The organism is Oryzibacillus soli (assembly GCF_051594765.1).
Lineage (GTDB): Bacteria > Bacillota > Bacilli > Paenibacillales > NBRC-103111 > Paenibacillus_AR.
Map to the genome: position 1 here is coordinate 41,186 of NZ_JBPPGJ010000013.1, position 17,954 is coordinate 59,139.

14 protein-coding genes are annotated in these 17,954 nt (G+C 57.9%); 4 read left to right on the plus strand and 10 right to left on the minus strand.

Annotated features, from left to right (window positions below; translation table 11 throughout):
* The first annotated feature begins 103 nt into the window (after positions 1 to 103).
* Positions 104 to 970: an AraC family transcriptional regulator gene (locus tag ACSEXW_RS18080; protein ID WP_438447571.1), complete on the plus strand. Its 867-nt coding sequence runs from the start codon at positions 104 to 106 to the stop codon at positions 968 to 970.
* A 142-nt stretch (positions 971 to 1,112) separates the two neighbouring features.
* On the opposite strand, the gene purT is transcribed toward ACSEXW_RS18080, so the two are convergent.
* Positions 1,113 to 2,300, minus strand: coding sequence for a formate-dependent phosphoribosylglycinamide formyltransferase (gene purT / locus ACSEXW_RS18085; RefSeq protein WP_438447572.1), 1,188 nt, complete (start codon positions 2,298 to 2,300; stop codon positions 1,113 to 1,115).
* Positions 2,301 to 2,499: 199 nt separating this feature from the next.
* On the opposite strand from purT, the gene ACSEXW_RS18090 reads away from it, so the two are divergent.
* Positions 2,500 to 3,513, plus strand: coding sequence for a cation diffusion facilitator family transporter (locus tag ACSEXW_RS18090; protein ID WP_438447573.1), 1,014 nt, complete (start codon positions 2,500 to 2,502; stop codon positions 3,511 to 3,513).
* Positions 3,514 to 3,577: 64 nt separating this feature from the next.
* Here ACSEXW_RS18090 and ACSEXW_RS18095 read toward each other — a convergent pair whose 3' ends face one another.
* The 3 genes from ACSEXW_RS18095 to ACSEXW_RS18105 form a co-directional block, all read right to left on the minus strand.
* Positions 3,578 to 4,342 carry a DeoR/GlpR family DNA-binding transcription regulator gene (locus ACSEXW_RS18095; protein ID WP_438447574.1) on the minus strand — a complete coding sequence of 255 codons (765 nt, stop codon included), beginning with the start codon at positions 4,340 to 4,342 and terminating at the stop codon, positions 3,578 to 3,580.
* Positions 4,343 to 4,409: 67 nt separating this feature from the next.
* Positions 4,410 to 5,927, minus strand: a complete 1,518-nt coding sequence (locus tag ACSEXW_RS18100; RefSeq protein ID WP_438447575.1) for a rhamnulokinase — start codon at positions 5,925 to 5,927, stop codon at positions 4,410 to 4,412.
* Between the two features lie 102 nt (positions 5,928 to 6,029).
* A complete protein-coding gene (locus ACSEXW_RS18105; RefSeq protein WP_438447576.1) occupies positions 6,030 to 8,099 on the minus strand; it encodes a bifunctional aldolase/short-chain dehydrogenase in 2,070 nt (689 codons plus the stop codon).
* Between the two features lie 389 nt (positions 8,100 to 8,488).
* Here ACSEXW_RS18105 and ACSEXW_RS18110 point away from each other — a divergent pair, with 389 nt between their 5' ends.
* Positions 8,489 to 10,027, plus strand: a complete 1,539-nt coding sequence (locus tag ACSEXW_RS18110) for an MGH1-like glycoside hydrolase domain-containing protein (RefSeq protein ID WP_438447577.1) — start codon at positions 8,489 to 8,491, stop codon at positions 10,025 to 10,027.
* 74 nt (positions 10,028 to 10,101) lie between these two features.
* Here the strand turns inward: ACSEXW_RS18110 and ACSEXW_RS18115 are convergent, their stop codons facing one another.
* Positions 10,102 to 10,752, minus strand: coding sequence for a trimeric intracellular cation channel family protein (locus ACSEXW_RS18115; RefSeq protein WP_438447578.1), 651 nt, complete (start codon positions 10,750 to 10,752; stop codon positions 10,102 to 10,104).
* A gap of 191 nt (positions 10,753 to 10,943) precedes the next feature.
* Between ACSEXW_RS18115 and uxaC the strand changes: the two genes are divergently transcribed.
* The gene (gene uxaC, locus ACSEXW_RS18120; RefSeq protein WP_438447579.1) at positions 10,944 to 12,359 is read left to right on the plus strand and encodes a glucuronate isomerase; all 1,416 of its coding nucleotides are present in this window, start codon (positions 10,944 to 10,946) and stop codon (positions 12,357 to 12,359) included.
* Between the two features lie 59 nt (positions 12,360 to 12,418).
* Here uxaC and ACSEXW_RS18125 read toward each other — a convergent pair whose 3' ends face one another.
* From ACSEXW_RS18125 to ACSEXW_RS18145, 5 genes are all read right to left on the minus strand, one after another.
* A complete protein-coding gene (locus tag ACSEXW_RS18125) occupies positions 12,419 to 12,721 on the minus strand; it encodes a YunC family protein (protein ID WP_438447693.1) in 303 nt (100 codons plus the stop codon).
* A 92-nt stretch (positions 12,722 to 12,813) separates the two neighbouring features.
* Positions 12,814 to 13,323 (minus strand): metallophosphoesterase, encoded by a 510-nt coding sequence (locus ACSEXW_RS18130; RefSeq protein WP_438447580.1) that lies wholly within the window; start codon positions 13,321 to 13,323, stop codon positions 12,814 to 12,816.
* A 25-nt stretch (positions 13,324 to 13,348) separates the two neighbouring features.
* Complete coding sequence (locus tag ACSEXW_RS18135; RefSeq protein ID WP_438447581.1) at positions 13,349 to 13,834, minus strand: hypothetical protein; 486 nt, start codon at positions 13,832 to 13,834, stop codon at positions 13,349 to 13,351.
* Positions 13,835 to 13,937: 103 nt separating this feature from the next.
* Entirely contained in the window at positions 13,938 to 15,722 is a 1,785-nt protein-coding gene (locus ACSEXW_RS18140) for a SulP family inorganic anion transporter (RefSeq protein ID WP_438447582.1), read from the minus strand.
* Between the two features lie 124 nt (positions 15,723 to 15,846).
* A complete protein-coding gene (locus ACSEXW_RS18145) occupies positions 15,847 to 17,787 on the minus strand; it encodes a putative bifunctional diguanylate cyclase/phosphodiesterase (protein ID WP_438447694.1) in 1,941 nt (646 codons plus the stop codon).
* Positions 17,788 to 17,954: the final 167 nt, after the last annotated feature.

A 17,954-nucleotide genomic window follows, 5' to 3' on the forward strand; every position in this document is an offset into this window, starting at 1 on the left:
TCCTCCTTCAACTTCGTATGGTTATAGGTTAGAATATTACGTATCCGCATACATGCCGATTCTTGAACAAACCTCTCATTTTTTGAACGGAGGGATGATCCGTTTGACTTTTCCCATTCATAAGCACCTGTCGGATTACCCTTTTATCGGCAAGTTCCCCTTTCATCTCTCACGCAACCGGGTGGAGCAGCACTTTCCCCAGCACCGGCATGATTTCTTCGAATTCAGCTATATCCTGGAGGGCGAAGGCTCGGAAGCGGTAAACGGAGAGAAGCATCCTCTGAAGCCGGGAACCTTCACCTTTATTCTCCCTTATCAGGTGCACGAAATTTTCGCTATGCCCGGCAAGCCGCTGATCCTCATGAACTGTATGTTCGGTCTGGAGCTGCTGGGAGAAGCGACCGAGAAGCTGCTGCTGTCAGAACACAACCCGATCCGCACCCACTATGATCTGGCAGGCGAGTCTGAACAGGAGATTCGAAGACTGCTGGAACGGATGGAAAAAGAGTACGCCACCCCCGACTTCTGGCAGCAGGCCATGCTGAAGGGCATGCTGACGGAGCTGGTAGCCCATCTGGAACGGAGCCATAGGCAGCCTCGTCCGGATGCGCCTCCGGAATCCGGCTCCCTTCAGCCCCCGACTCCGGCCTGGGACCTGATGAGGTATATCCACATTCATTACCGGGAGCCGCTGACTCTGGCCCATCTCGGAGCCCGGTTCCAGTGCCATCCTACCCGGATCACCCAGATCCTGACCCGTCACTTCGGCGTGTCCTTCCTCTCGCTGCTTCAGGAGGTCCGGATCCGTCATGCCTGCAGCCTGCTGGCCTCCACGGATATGAAGGTGGTGGATATCGCCTATGAGGTCGGCTATGAGTCCTTCTCCAGCTTCAGCAGAAACTTCCTTCGGAAGACGGGGGTCAGTCCGACGGAGTACCGGGTAGCCAACCGGGAGCTTCCGCGGTCTTAGGGGAGGCTTCCCGCCGCTGCAGCGGAAATAAGGCGGACTGAAGCCTTATTCCTGCGGATTCCGCGACATCGCAACTTTTCGGCTTCCCGCCGCCTTATTGGCTTAACGCAAAAGAAGAGCGGCCCGCTGGGCCGCTCTTCTTCTATTCCTCATCTCCGTACACGATAGACAGCCGCTCCGCCGCTTCCTTCGCCTGCTTCCGCGCCTGCTCCACCGTCTCGGCGCTGCTGAGCGCCACTGCCATCCTCCGGCCGATCTTGGTCTCCGGTTTGCCGAATACCCGGACCTGGGTGTGGGGAACCTCGAGAGCCGCCGCCACACCTTCGATCCGGTAATCCTTCCTTGCTTCCCATGCCTTCAGTGTATGGGAGGCACCGGGAGTCAGGAGCCGGACGGCGGGAATCGGGAAGCCCAGAATGGCCCGGACATGTAGGGCAAATTCGGACAAATCCTGCGTCGCCATGGTCACCATGCCGGTGTCGTGGGGACGGGGGGATACCTCGCTGAAGATGACCTTGTCCTTCCCGAGGAAGAGCTCCACTCCGTACAGCCCGTAGCCGCCCAACGCGTCCGTAACCTTGCGGGCGATCTCCTGCGCTTCCCGGATCTGCTCCGTCGTCATCGGATGGGGCTGCCAGGATTCAATGTAGTCCCCTTCCTTCTGGATATGGCCGACCGGCGCACAGAAGGCCGTACCGGAGACGGAGCGGACGGTCAGAAGGGTAATCTCCGATTCGAAGGAGATGAACTCTTCCACGATGACGCGCGTCTTCTTGGCCCGTCCGCCCTCCATGGCAGCATTCCAACTGATTTCCACCCCTTCGGGGGTGCGGCACACCGTCTGCCCTTTCCCCGAGGAGCTCATGATCGGCTTGATCACACAGGGAGTGCCTACGGTCTTCACGGCCTCCTTCAGCTCGTCCAGACTGTCCGCAAAAGCGTAGCGGGCCGTTGGAAGCCCCAACGTCTCGGAAGCGAGGCGGCGGATCCCTTCCCGGTCCATAGTCAGCCGGGAGGCCCCAGCCGTCGGGATCACCCGGTACCCTTCCTGCTCCAGCTTCACCAGTTCATCGGTAGCAATGGCTTCGATCTCCGGAACGATCAGCTCCGGCTTCTCCCGCTCGATCAGCTCCCGCAGAGCTCGACCGTCCAGCATGTCGATGCAGTAGCTCCGGTGGGCCACCTGCATGGCGGGGGCATCCGAATAGCGGTCCACCGCAACGGTTTCGATCCCCAGCCGCTGCGCTTCCAGCACCACTTCCTTGCCGAGCTCGCCTGAGCCGAGCAGCATGATTTTACGAGCATGGGGGGATAATGGGGCACCGTACAAGATGGATCCTCTCCTTATTGGGCTTGTTTTCCCCATTGTGACGAAAAATGGGAGCTTTTGCAAGATACCGGCAAAGTGCTGGATGAAATCCATTCTCATTTGTCATCAAACGGACATTGACACAGCCGTTAATGGAACTCTACACTTAGGGACATATGATGTTACGGAATAGAATAAAACCCTTGCATACGGAGGAACTATGAGCGGAACCCATTCCCACAGCGGTCATGCCGCGGAAACCGGCAGCCGGCACGACCATGACCATGACCATGACCATGACCATGACCACGATCACGACCATGAGCATGGTCACAAGCACCACCATGGGCACCACCATCATCATCATCACGGCAACAAGAACGGCCTCGCCATCGCCTTGACGATTACCGCAGGCATCATGCTGCTGGAGTTCATCGGCGGGCTGTGGACCAACAGTCTGGCCCTGCTGTCCGACTCCGGGCACATGCTCAGCGATACGGCTGCACTGGTGCTGAGCCTGGTGGCCTTGAAGATCTCCCAGCGTCCGGCCAGCCGATCCAAGACCTTCGGCTACCAGCGGTTCGAGGTCATCGCCGCGCTCCTGAACGGACTCACCCTCTTCCTGATCTGCGGCTGGATCCTCTGGGAGGCAGTCGAGCGCTTCCGTCATCCGCCGGAGGTGGCCAGCGGCCCCATGATGGGCATTGCCGCCATCGGCTTCCTGGCCAACGCTGCCAGCGCCTGGGCGCTGCACCGGAACAGCGACATCAACGGAAACATCAATGTGCGCAGCGCCTACCTCCACATCTTGGGCGATGCGCTGGGCTCTCTTGGCGCCTTGGCCGCCGGCGGGCTGATGCTGCGCTTCGGCTGGTACGTGGCCGATCCGATCATCAGCGTGCTGGTGGCGGCCCTGATCCTGAAGGGCGCCTGGAGCGTTATGTCCCATTCCCTGCACATCCTGATGGAGGGGGCTCCACACGAGATCAACGGCGCCGCGGTGCAGGAGGAGCTCTTGAAGCTGAACGGTGTAGAAGAAGTCCACGAGCTTCATCTGTGGACCGTCACCTCGGGACACCATCAATTTACCTGCCACCTGGTCCTGGCGGAGGGCGCTGACGATCAGCAGGTGCTTCAGACCGCTGTGAATATGCTGGAGCACAAATTCGACCTGGATGACGCCACCATCCAACTGGAGAGAGCCGGCTTCCGGCATCCGGAACATGACGAATAACCCCAAAAAAGGAGCAGGCTCCGGAATAATCCGGATGCCTGCTCCTTTTTTGGGGTTTGGGGGATCAGCCGTTCAGCTGAGTCACTTCGATCTTCCGGTCCCGCAGCTGGCGGATCATTTCCTTGTCGCTTCGGGCGTCCGTGACCAGATGATGGATCTCCTTCCAATCGGCCACATGGGTGAAGGACCGGACGCCGAATTTGCTGTAGTCGGCCAAGAGGTACACCCGGTCGGATTGCCGGATCATCCTCCGCTTGACCAATGCCTGCAGCTCGTTAGGCTCCGTCACGCCCCGTTCCAGATGCAGCCCCTTGCAGGAGAGGAACAATTTGTCCACATGATAGGTTTCCAGAGAACGCTCCGTCAGCGGGCCGACGAAAGACATGGAGTTCGGAACGAGGATCCCTCCGGTGGAGATCACCTGGATCTTCTCCTTGGAGGCCAGCTCCAAGGAAACCTTCATAGAGTTCGTCAGCACGGTCAGGGGCTGGTCCGGCATGAGCCGGGCCATCCACCAGGCCGAGGTGCTGGCATCCAGCATCACCCGGTCGCCGGGCTCAATAAGTCCGACAGCGGCCATGGCGATCTGCTTCTTCTCCTCCACGTTGGTGATCTCTCTCTCGGAATAAGGAACCTCCTGCTGGGTGTCCTGCACGCTGACCGCACCGCCATGGCTCCGCATGAGCTTGCCCTCAGACTCCAGCTTGTCGAGGTCCTTGCGGATCGTCTCCTCCGTCACTCCGCACAAATCGCTGAGCTCCGTTACCCGTATACTGCCCCGTTCGTTGACGAGCTGTACGATTTTTTGCAGTCGTTCGGCCACCAGCATACTTCCTTGCCTCCCTTATGGTTCCGAGTCATCCGCTCCGGGGACCCGGATTCGTCGGGTCCGTCGCTTACTTACCGGGCATGATGCTCATCTTCGTGATGCTCAAGTACCGTTCGAACGCTTCATCCCACACCTCTGGCTGCTCCGGCTCGTAGATATCCAGGGGATAGCTTCGCTTGATCAAACCGCGGGCCTCCGTCATGTCGGCCACCTCGCCCAAGGCGATAAGCTGAGCCGCCATGTTGCCCAAGGAGCTGGCCTCCACCGGCCCCGCCCATACGGGACGTCCGATGGCGGAAGCGGTCATCCGGCAGAGGAACTTGTTCTGAATACCGCCGCCCATCATATGGAGGCCGCCGTAAGTGTTGCCGGTCAGTGCCTCCAGACGTGCCAGCACCAAGCGGTACTGCATGGCCAAGCTCTCATAGATGCAGCGGGTAATCTCGCCTTCCGTCTCCGGAACCGGCTGACCGGTCTCCCGGCAGTAGCGGCGGATCCGGTCCGGCATGCCGCCCGGCGGCAGGAACAGGAGATCGTCCGGATCGATGAAGGAACGGAAGGCCGGTGCCTCCTCCGCCAGCTTCACCAGCTCGGCGAAGGAGCGGGGCGTAACGGATTGATCCCATTCCCGCTTACATTCTTGAATGAGCCACAGGCCCATGATGTTCTTAAGCGTACGGGCCGTTCCACCCATGCCGCCTTCATTGGAGAAGCCCAGAGCCAGAGCGGCCGGATCCAGCACCGGATCCGCCAGCTCCGTACCGAGCAGCGACCAGGTGCCGCAGATGAGATACGCCAAGGGTTTGCCGTCCGTGGAAGGCACGGATACGACGGCGGCGCCCGTGTCGTGCTCCGGCACGGCAACCGCACGGATCGGAGGCAGCTTCAGCTCGGCGCATACCTCGTCCGAGAGGGCGCCTACGACGGTGCCCGGCATGACGACCGGCTTCAGAATGTCCGCCGGAATGCCCAGCTCCGACAGCAGCTCCTCATGCCACTCCTGCTTGCCGGCATGCAGCAGTTGGGACGTGGAAGCGATGGTGTACTCGCTCTGCTTGACCCCGGTCAGGAGATAGAGCAGGAGATCGGGGATGAACAGAAGCTCCTTCGCATGCTTCAAGGACACGGATCCGCTCTCCGCCGCAGCGTGCAGCTGCATGACGGTATTGAAGACCAGCGGCTGAAGTCCGGTTTCCGTGAACAGTCTGTCTTGCCCTATTATACCATGGACCTTCGCCACTGTGTCATGAGTCCGGCCGTCACGGTAATGGTACGGGTTGCCCAGAAGCTCCCCGTCCTCTCCCAGAAGACCGTAGTCGACGCCCCAGGTGTCGATACCGAAGCTCTCGATGTCCCGCCCCTCCGACGCCTTGCGGAAGCCGGTCTTCATCTCGTGCAGGAGACGAAGAATGTCCCAGTACAGGTGCCCGCCCGCTTGAACCGGCTCATTGGGGAACCGGTGAACCTCCTCAATCCGGAGAACGGGTCCTTCCGGAGCCGTACGGTCCAGGGTTCCCACCATGGCTCTTCCGCTGCTGGCGCCCAAATCAAATGCTAATACGTGAATAATCGGTTTCGTTGACATCTTCAGCTCGCACCGCCTTTTTGCGGCAAAGGGCTGACGTACGTCCGAAGGACGTCCCGCCAGCCCATGCCTCTATTATGAGTGGTTCCGCTGCAAGGTCAATTACCGGGTAAATGCCGCAGGTACGCCGCCGTCGACCGTAATCATGCAGCCGGTGGTCTTGGCTGCCTTGGACGAGGCCAGGAAGGCGACGGATTCTGCGATATCGCTCGGATAAATGTTCACGAGCAGCGTCGTACGCTTTCTGTAATATTCTTCGAGCTGGTCGGGAGCAATGCCGTAAGCCGCCGCCCGCTCTTCGCGCCAGCGGGAGTTCCAGATGGCCGAGCCCTGCAGGATGGCGTCCGGCAGCACGGAGTTGACGCGGATGCCGTACTCGCCGCCTTCTGCGGCGATGCAGCGGGCCAGGTGAACCTCGGCCGCCTTCGCCGTGCTGTAGGCGGAAGCGTTTTTGCCGGCGTAGACGGAGTTCTTGGAGCCTACGAACACCATGCTGCCGCCCGTCGCCTGCTGCTTCATCAGCTTGAAGGCCTCGCGGGCCACCAGGAAGTAGCCGGTGGACAGCACGTTCATGTTCAGGTTCCACTCGCTCAAGGACGTCTCATCGAAGGGGCTGGAGGTGGCGAGACCCGCGTTGTTCACGACGATATCCACGCCGCCGTATGCCAATGCCGTTGCAGCGTAGGCTGCCAGCACATCCTCTTCCTTGGTCACGTCCATCTTCACGGCGACGGCGCGGCCTTCACCGGCTTGGGCGTTAAGCTCGTCGGCTACCTTCTGCGCCCCCTCCAGGTTCAGGTCGGCCAGCACCACGTGGGCCCCTTCCTTGATCAGACGGCGTGCCGTCTCGCTGCCGATGCCGCCTGCGCCGCCGGTGATGAACGCCACTTGACGGGAGAATTCGGCTTCGGCCGGAGCCAGCGTCAGCTTATACAGCTCCAGCGGCCAGTACTCCACGTTGTAGGATTCGTTCTCGGACAGCGATACGAAGCGTCCCAAGGCCGTTGCCCCCCGCATCACGGAGATGGCCCGGTGGTACAAGGCGCCGCTGACTTGAGCCATGGACCAGCTCTTGCCGGTGTTGACCATGCCCACGCCAGGAATGAGGATGACCCGGGGAGCCGGCTCGAACATCTTGTCGCCTTCGTGCTTGTTGCGCTCGAAGTATGCTTTGTATTCTTCCTTATATTGGGCGATTCCTTCCTTCAGGGCTGCCTTCAGCGCATCCATATCGCCGGTGGAAGGATCCCACTTGACGAACAGCGGCTTCATCTTAGTATGCACCAGATGGTCCGGACAGGCGGCGCCGACCTGAGACAGGTCCAGCGCGTCCGCACTGTTTACGAACTGCAGGATGTCCTCTGCGTCATCGAAGGTCAGAATCATTTTCTTGGAGTCGGTTACGGCGCCCCGGATGACGGGCATGACCTGTGCGGCCACTTCCTTGCGCTTATCCGCAGACAGGGCTTCGGTTACCGCACCGCCGAACAGCTTGGTCTGCTGCACCCGCGCTTCGATGAAGCTCTCCGCCTCTTGGATGATGGCCAGCGTCTTATGGTAGCTCTCCTCGGAGGTTTCGCCCCATGTGACGAGACCGTGCTTCTCCATCAGGACCAGCTCAGCCTTCGGATTCGCAAGCACCCCTTGGGCGATCATACGGGACAAGGTGAACCCGGGACGGATGTAGGGCACCCACACGAAGCGGTCGCCATAGATCTCCTTCGCCAGCTCCTTGCCGTTATCGGCGCAGCAGAGACCGATGATGGCGTCCGGATGGGTATGGTCCACATGCTTGAACGGCAGGAAGGCATGCAGCAGCGTCTCGATGGATGCGCGGGGATGCTTCGGATCGATCATACAGTTGGCCAGATAGGCCACCATCTCTTCGTCGCTCATCTCTTCCCGCTCGAACAACGGTCCGATGTCGTCCAGACGAAGCCCGGTGAAGTGCTGGGCCTTCATGGTCGCCAGATCGGAACCGCTTCCTTTTACATACATGACTTCCACCGGCCGTCCGCGAAAATCCTGAACGGTCGTCTTCATGGACGTATTGCCGCCGCCCCAGTTGGCTACGCTCCGGTCGGAGCCCAACAAATTCGAGCGGTAAACCAATTCCTCCAAGCCCTTCTTCAACTCGGATGCCGATTCCTTGCTCCAACGATTCGCAACCATACTATAATGCCTCCCTTAATCGTACCCCCACGGGGAAATGATTTCACGAGATCATTGTAGCATGGTTTTGTTTTCTTTTGAATAATTATTTTTACGTTTGAATAATTTTATTTTCCCAAAAAATAACGGGAGTTTGTGCTTTTTTTCACCTCCAAATCTTTGTTTGCCTTTATTATATCACCCGTTTATTTTTGTTTCTGTAGATAAGATGTGAATATCCGATACGGAGTCCCAAACCGAATCAGTTTTTATCGAGTGTGTGAAATCGTATAAGATTTCGGTTTAAATCCTCGCATTATATCGTCATTTTTAAAAGTATAATACCATTTTGAAGGCTCCGGTTTTAGTGTCTTGTTGGCCTAGTGAAAATCAGAAAGGTTGATCGTTCTATGATCTTACACCCAGAAGAGTTTAGAAGACACTTCGATACTTTTAACAAGCATGACGAAGAAACCGTAATCCAGCATATTGATAATGCCACAGCCTGGGATTGGATGCGCGATCAGATTCCTCTATTCCATTGTCCTGACAGCTGTCTGGAGGAAACGTATTATTTCCGCTGGTGGTTGTACCGCAAACATCTGAAACAGACTCCTGACGGATTCGTGGTCACGGAGTTTCATCCATCCGTCCCTTGGGCGGGCAAGCATAACACGATCAACTGCGCTGTTGGGCATCATTTAAATGAAGGCCGCTGGTTGAGAAACCGTCAGGATTATCTCAAGGATTATATTCTGTTTTGGTTCAGACGAAACGGAAGCCTCCGCTCTTATAGCTGTTGGATCGCAGATGCCGTATGGAATTACTGCAAAGTAGACGGTGACTTCCAGCTTGCCATAGATTTACTGCCGGATATGATCGCCAACTATACGGAATGGGAAAAAAGCCACCAGAACCCAAGCGGTCTATTCTGGTCCCATGACGACCGCGACGCGATGGAGATATCCATCAGCGGTTCAGGACTCCGACCCACTCTGAATTCTTATATGTACGCCGATGCAATAGCGATTGCCAACATCGCACGCCTGGCTGGGGACATCGAGTCGGAAGGGCGGTTTCGGGATAAAGCGAATCGGATAAAACAACTGGTCCAAGAATATTTATGGGACGACCAGGCACAGTTTTTCAAAGTCATCCCTCTGAAGACCGCTGCAGACCAAGTGGAACAATGGGAATTTCACAACATGGACCCCGCTCACAATGTGCGCGAGCAGCTTGGATATATCCCTTGGGCCTTCCACCTTCCCGACGCAGGTTATGAGCAAGCATGGGCGCAGCTCATGGATCCTGCCGGATTCTATGCGCCGTTCGGGCCAACTACTGCGGAGCAGCGTCATGCCCGATTTATGTTCTCCTATGAGCACGAATGCTTGTGGAATGGTCCATCTTGGCCATTCGCCACATCCCAGACATTGACGGCTTTGGCCAACGTACTAAACGATTACGACCAGCAAGTGATCCGGAACGAAGATTACTGGAACATTTTGAGTATCTACGCCCATAGCCATTATCGCACGATAGCGGACGGGACACGGGTATCCTGGCTGGACGAAAACTTGGAGCCATATACAGGCGAATGGCTGTCCAGACGGATATTAGAGGCGTGGAACTGGCGTGAAAGCAAGGGAGGCCGCGAACGAGGCAAGGATTACAACCATTCCACATTCAACGATCTAGTCATTACCGGATTGATCGGCTTCCGTGCAAGAGATGACGGCGGCTTTGAGGTAAACCCGCTTGTCCCGGATGGGCTGTGGGAATATTTCTGCTTGGACCGTTTGTATTATCGCGGCAAGAACATCACCATTCTCTATGATCAATTCGGCCGACAGTACAATAAGGGGGCAGGCTTAGCCGTCTATATCGATGGTGTGAAGGTTTCCTGCTCGGCGGGATTGGGTCGTCTTGTCGTGAATGCTATGGAGTGATAACGATAGAGGGACTCTGTTAAGTGTCGCTAAGTTACGACGACATAACAGAGTCCCTTTAATCGTTTCGTCTCTCAATCGGAGTCGGATGAACGGTTCGGTTCCTCGGGAGAACCGGATTGGATCCGGTATACGGGAAAATCGATGGAATAGACGACAGCCAGCACGCGCACCGTAAAGGTGACGAACAGGCAGATATACATGGAAAAAGTCATCGGCATATAAGGCTGGGAAGCCAGCATGCTGACGGCGCCCAGGATCGAAGCCACCGCATAGACCTCCTTGCGGAACACGTAAGGGATCTCCTTGGCGAACACATCCCGGATTACGCCTCCGCCAATACCCGTGATCAGCGCCATGGACATGACGAGGAAGGCTCCGTCGAATCCGTTGGTGATGGCGGCGCGGGCCCCTACGGCCGTGAACACCCCCAAGCCTACGGCATCGGAAACCATGAGAAGACTGTTAAAACGGCTCACATAGGGATAAAATACCCATGTCGCCAATCCTGCTCCCAGGCTGGCGATGAAATAGCGGGGATCGATGAAGGCGACGGGCGGCAGAACGCCGATCATGATATCCCGGGCGATCCCCCCGCCCAGGGATGTGGCGACGCATAGGCTGACGACCCCGAACAAGTCCAGCTCCTTGCGGATGCCGACCACGGCGCCGGATACACCCGCGGCCACGATACCCAGATAGATGAAAATTTCAATCAGCAGCATGCTCTTAGTTGTCCTCTCTGTTAACGGTTGCTTTCATTTTAACCCAAAGTCGGCCGGGGAGGAACATGGAGCTTCAGATCCTCGATTTTCTTTCACATCTTCCTATTGTTCACGTTAACAATTTACGGTAGACTGTAGGAGAGAGATCATCATTCGATCCAAACACTAAAACGAAGGTGGCGTAAGAGAGAATGAAACCGTTTATGGACGAGAACTTCCTGCTTTCCAATGAAACTGCCGTGCGCTTGTACCACGACTTTGCCAAGAGCATGCCGATCATCGATTACCACTGCCATTTGAACCCGCAGGAAATCTACGAGAACAAATCCTACAAGAATATTACCGAGGTATGGCTGGGCGGCGACCACTACAAGTGGAGAGCCATGCGTTCCAACGGCGTGGAGGAGCGCTTCGTCACAGGTGATGCCCCCGACTACGAGAAGTTCCTGGCCTATGCCAAGACCTGCTCCGTCGCCATCGGCAACCCGCTCCACCACTGGTCTCACCTGGAGCTTCAGCGCTTCTTCGGCATCTATGACATCCTGAACGAGAAGAACGCTCCGGCCATCTGGGAGAAGGCCAATGCCAAGCTGACCGCACCGGGCTTCGGCGCCCGTGATCTGATCACCAACTCCAACGTCAAAGTGGTCTGCACCACTGACGATCCTGTGGATTCCCTGGAATGGCATATCAAGCTGCGCGAAGACAAGTCCTTCGAGTGTGCCGTGCTGCCTTCCTTCCGTCCGGATAAGGCGCTCGAGATCAACCGTGCCACCTTCCTGCCTTGGATCGCCAAGCTCGCCGAAGTAAGCGGCCGCGCCATCAAGACCTACGACGATCTCTTGGCTGCCCTGGAAGGCCGCGTCAACTTCTTCCACGAAGTCGGCTGTCTGGTATCCGACCACGCGCTGGATTATGTGCCATATGCCGCAACAACCCGTGAAGAAGCAGCTGCCATCTTCGCCAAGGGCCTTCAAGGCCAAGGCGTCAGCCTCGAGGAGGAAGTGAAGTACAAGACCTTCACCTTGATCTTCCTGGGCAAGCAATACGCCAAGCACGGCTGGGCCATGCAGTACCACATCAACGCCGGACGCAACAACAACACCGTGATGTTCAACAAGCTCGGTCCGGACACCGGCTATGACTCCATCAACGACAGCACCATCTCCTATCCGCTGGGCCGTCTGCTGGACGCCATCGACCAGGAGCCGGAGAGACTGCCGAAGACCATCCTGTACTCCCTGCACCCGAAGGACAACCATGTCATCGGCACCATCATCGGCGCTTTCCAAGGCGGTGGCGTAGCAGGCAAGATCCAGTTCGGCTCCGCTTGGTGGTTCCTGGATACCAAGGAAGGCATGATCACCCAGATGAAGACCTTGTCTGACCTGGGCCTTCTGAGCCGCTTCGTCGGCATGCTGACCGACTCCAGAAGCTTCCTCTCCTACACCCGCCACGAATACTTCCGCCGCATTCTCTGCAACCTGCTCGGCGAGTGGGTGGAGAACGGCGAGTATCCGAACGACATGGAAGTTCTCGGCCAAGTGGTTCAGGACATCTGCTTCAACAACGCCAAGAATTACTTCCAGTTCCCGACCTTGAAATAAGCTAAACCAAGAAGGGCTGTGCTCGCCATCCATCGATGGCCGCACAGCCCTTCTCTTCGTCAATCCCACATGCGCTTCAACGCTTCGAGACCGGTCATGCCCGGAACGATGCCCCTCGCCGCGGCTTCGTGAGTCACGGATTCCAGCGGCGCCGCGATCAGCTCCTCCAGGGTCCGCACGCCTACGGCACGGCCTGCGATGATTTTGCGGTCGCCAAGCTTGTCATTCAGAAGACCCACATCCAGCGCTCCGCACATAATGTAGCCGATGTCCGTCGAGACCGCCAGCAGTGTGGTCTTGGGCAGCTTGACCTCCACTCCCAAGGCCACCCGGTCCTCTACGGGTACCGGAATCATCCGCATCAATGCCAACACCCCCAGCATCATGGTTTTGGCCATTATATGCGGGAGGACGGCCAAAGGTGTGGACCGTTTCACCGGATTCCCTCGACCGGCTACTGTTCCTCACTCGGCACCACCATCGCCCGGATCTCCTCGTAGGAGACGGGACGGTAATTCCACTGCTCCACGCTGACATTGACGTATTGGAGCCCCTCGTACTTCTGGCCATGGATATGGCCATGGATATTGACGTAAGGCATATGCTTATTCATATACATGGGCTCATGGCTCAGGAAGAAGAAGCCGCCGTATACGATCGGATGCTCGCTTACTTCGTCGAAGCCGGCCTCCAGCCACCATCTCCGGGAACGGCCGCGGTCATGATTGCCCATAATCAGAATCTTATACCCATTCAAGCGGTCTAGGATAGCGCGGGTCTTCTCCTTGTTCAGGAACGAGAAGTCCCCCAGATGGTAAACGCGGTCCTCCGGTCCAACCGATTCGTTCCAGCACTCGATCATCCGCTCGTTCATCTCCTCCGTATCGGCGAAAGGACGAGACTCAAAATCGATGATGTTCCTGTGCCCAAAATGATGATCCGATATCATAAATACGTTCGGCATCGTTTCCCTCCTGTCATCATCCTAATCAATAAGCCGGAAGATTCAGCTCCTTGCGGAGCTGGCGGACCGTTTTCTCCCCGCTCAGGTATGTATCTTTGCCCTTCTCCAGCAGGGTGATCCGAAGCTTCGCCTTGTCCGCTTGCCGCAGATAGACCGGATCGTTCTCCCGCTCCGACCGCTCCTTGAGCTCCCTCGCGCAGTCATACAGGGTTCCGATCGAGGTGTCCAGCTGGTTCAGGAATCCTGCTTCGTTATCCGGATCCAGCTCACGGCGGATCCTTCCCCTCTCCATATCCAGCTGCTTAACCAGCTTCCCCTGCAGAACCACGGCTTCCGTTTCCTCTTCGGTTGCAGCAGGCATCGCGGACATCTTCATCTGTTCTGCGGCGACCTGCGCGTCGAGCTGCGCCAACCGCGCCTTCAGGCTTGAAGGGGAAGAGCCGGCACTCGCGCCGCATAGCCCGATGGATGTCAGAACCAGCACGGATAGGGCAATCACTGTTCTCCTCAACGTCATACCTCCCCGGTATATGTACCAAAAGAAGCCGAACCATCCGTTATGAATGGTCCAGCTTCCTTATACGCGGCCGCTTGTTACGGCGGTTCCGCCATGCTTACACGCCGAGCGGCACTTTCTTTTGGGCCGCGCCATGCGGCTTCCCGTCGTACACGCGGCCTGCCGAAGCGGCTCCGGCCAGCTCTGCGCATTCACGGAAGGCCAGGTGCTTGCAGCCTTGGCACTTGTGGGTGTCGACATGCTTCATAGCATAGTCGATGGCTTCGCCCGTATGCTCGAAGAAGGAGGACTCCCCGAGCCTTGCGTACAAGCCGGTGGTCTGCAGAACCTCCAGAGGCTGCTTTTGGATGCCGGCCACCAAGAGCTTGCCGCCGTGTGCTTGGAAGTGCTTGACCAATTCCGCCATGTTGCGCTCCCCGGTGGTGTCCATGAACGTGACTTTGTTCATTAGGAGCAGCAGCACCTTCGGCTTGTCGTGAATCGTCTCCATAATCGTATTCTCAAAATACCGGGCCGCTCCGAAGAACAGCGCCCCCTCTACGGTGAACATGCTGATCTGCGGGCAGTCATGACCCTCATACACCATATGCGGCATGGCCTTGGCATGCTTGTCGGCGGGATCCGGCAGCACCTTGGACACCGTCAGCGTATCGCTCATCCGCTTGACGAACAGCACGACGGCCAGCACCAGCCCGGCCTCCACGGCAGTCGTCAAATCCGTGAACACCGTCAGCAGGAAGGTGATGACCAGCACCAGGGAGTCCCCCGAGCGGGTCTTCAGGACGTGGGCGAATTCCTTGCGCTCACTCATATTCCACGCGACGACCATCAGCACGGGAGCCATGCTCGCCAGAGGGATCAGAGAAGCGTAGGGTGCGAACAGCAGCAGCACCAGCAGCACCACGACCCCGTGGAAGATCCCCGACAGCGGAGAGAATGCCCCGTTGCGGATGTTGGTCGCCGTCCGCGCGATGGCCCCGGTGGCTGGAATGCCTCCGAACAGCGGAGTCACCATGTTGGCGATCCCCTGCCCCATCAGCTCCCGGTTGCTGTTATGCCGGTCGCCGCTCATGCCGTCGGCCACCACGGCCGACAGAAGAGATTCGATCCCGCCCAGCATGGCGATGATCGCAGCAGGCTTCCACAGATGCAGGAGATTGTCGAGGCTCACATTCGGCATATGAAGGGCCGGCAGGCTGCTCGGAATGTCCCCGTAGGTGGAGCCGATGGTGGCTACCTGGCCGTCGAAGAACAAGGCGGCCAGCACGGTGGAGACCAGGAGACCGACCAGCGGCCCCGGGACCTTCTTGACGAAGCGGGGAGTGAGCAGAATGCAGGCCAGGCTGATCCCGGCCGTTAAGAGCGCATACCCGTTCAAGGTGTTCATGCGGAGCCCGAGCTCCTTCATGTTATCGATGAAGTATTCATGCTTCTCCACGCCGGACAGGCCCAGGAAGCCCGCGATCTGGCCGGAGAAGATGGTGACGGCGATCCCGGTGGTGAAGCCGATGGTGACGGGACGGGGAATGAACTTCATCAGCGCCCCCATCTTGAACAGTCCCATCAGGAAGAGCATGACCCCGGCCATAAATCCGGCGATCAACAGATTCTCGTACCCGTAATCCATGACAATGGCGAAGAGGATGGGGATGAACGCCCCTGTCGGTCCCCCGATCTGGAACCGTGATCCCCCGAGCAGGGAGATCAGAATGCCTGCAACAATGGTCGTGTAGATGCCATACTCCGGCTTGACGCCCGAGGCAATGGCAAAAGCCATTCCCAGCGGAATGGCGATAATCCCTACGATGACCCCGGAAACCAGATCTTTGCGCAGCGTATCGACGCTGTACCCCGCATAACGCCCAGTTAACGTGAATTTCATATGATCCCTTCTTATGTAAGAGTGCGCATGGATGCTCCATACTTACCCCCCATGGTAGACCTCAACCGTATTCCCGTCAATAGTAAAATCATAGGAGGCGGCCAATGGGGCGCCACTGGACCGGTCAGCAGGTCGGCTTCTGCATGGGGTGAAGTACGGACTCAGACCCTCCGCCAGGAAGCCGCCCCTGGTGCAAGCGCATCATCTCTTGGAACCGCCCCGCCGTAACAGGCGGGCTGAACCAGTAGCCCTGGACCTCGTTGCACTGGTTGCGGTGGAGGAAATCCAGCTGCTCCTCGGTTTCCACCCCCTCGGCGATTACTTTCAGATTCAGATGGCGCGTCATGCTGATGATCGTGGCCACGATGGCCGCATCATTGGGATCCACCATGATGTCCCGGACGAAGGAGCGGTCGATCTTCAGCTTGTCGATGGGGAACCTCTTCAAGAGATACAAGGAGCTGTAGCCGGTTCCGAAGTCATCGATGCTGATCTTCACCCCCAGCTCCTTCAGCTCCCGCAGCACGGCGGTCGCAACCTCCACATCCATGGTCATGCTCTCCGTAATCTCCAGCTCCAGATAACGCGGCGGCAATCCGGTTTCCTCCAGGATCGAACGAATGCGCTCCTTCAGATGCATCTGGAGAAACTGGCGCATGGACAGGTTGACCGAAACGGGCACCGGAGGAATGCCGGACAGCTGCCAGGCGCGGTTCTGCTTGCAGGCCTCCCGGATGACCCAATCGCCGATGGGAACGATCAGACCGGTCTCCTCGGCGATCGGGATGAAATCCTCGGGAGAGATCATGCCCCGCTCCGGGTGATTCCAGCGGATCAGCGCCTCCATTCCGACGATCGTGCCGCTTTCGGTATCCAGTTGGGGCTGATAATAGAGCTGGAATTCGTTCCTCTGGATCGCCCGGCGCATCTCATTCTCCAGCGTCAGCCGCTTCAGGGAAACGGCGTGCATCCCGTTATGGAAGGCTTGGAAATTATTCTTGCCCGACTCTTTGGAGCGGGACAATGCGATATCCGCATGCTTCATCAAGGCATCCGCATCCACGTCCTCCTCACATCCCGTGAAGCGGGCCATGCCGATGGAGGCGGTAATATGGATCTGGTACTCCCCGATGGTGAAGGGCTCCAGAAGAGCCTCCGCCACCTGTTCGGCCTTCTTGGCCATCTCATCGTCGGAATCCACGTTCCGGTGGAACAGGGCGAACTCATCCCCCTCCGTACGGGCCAGGTAATCCTCCTCCCGGATGCAGCGGGTGAAGCGTTCGGCCACTTGGACGAGCAGCAAGTCGCCGTATTCGTGTCCGAAGCTGTCATTAACCAGCTTGAACCGGTCGATGTCGAGATACAGAACGGCCAATCCGGCGCCACCCCCCCGGGTCGCTCTCATAGCCTGCTCCAGCCGCTCCCGGAACAGCCTACGGTTCGGCAGTCCGGTCAAATCGTCATGGTAGGCCATATGCCGGATCCGGCTCTCCATTTCCTTGCGCTCGGACAGATCACGGGCCATAGCCAGGAATGCCCGCCGGCCGTTCAGGCGAATCAGCCGGAGATGCAGTTCCACCGGCACCAGCCTGCCGTCCTTGGTCCGGTATTCCAGCTCCCGGCTGATTCCCTTGGCCAGTCTGCCGGCGCTGAGCAGGTACGGAGTCCATTCTGCTGCGGATGCCACATCCGCAATGTCTCCTGCGCCCAGCCCGAGAAGCTCCTCCCGCGTGTAGCCAAGCCGTTCGCAAGCCGTCCGGTTGGCCTCCACGATGCGGTTGGGCTCCCGGCATTCCATCACCAGGATGGCATCGTTCACTTGGTCCAGCAGCTCCTTATATACCAAAGCTACCTCCAGCTCCCTCATCCTTTGGTCCAGCCCGTGGATGCGTCCATAATACACGGCGGGGGTAAGACCCGCCAAACACCCGAAGAAGGCGGCCAGAAGCGCGGACTGTTGGGATTGAACGGCCCATACCGTTCCGGCGGTTCCGATGGTAAGGCCGGCTGCGGCTAGAGCCAGGACGGTTTTCTTGCTGGTGCGGAAGGCTTCTGCATAGGACATCAACGGACATTCGACTCCTCTTCGCCATACGCCGCGGCCGCGAAAGATTGCGCTTACATTTTCAGGCGTGGCCGGGCGGCGGCAGGATGCAATAGGGAATGATGTGGCATGTTTTGCTATGGAAGTTCTACATTCCTCTTGCATATTCCTGCCAATCCGCCAAAAAA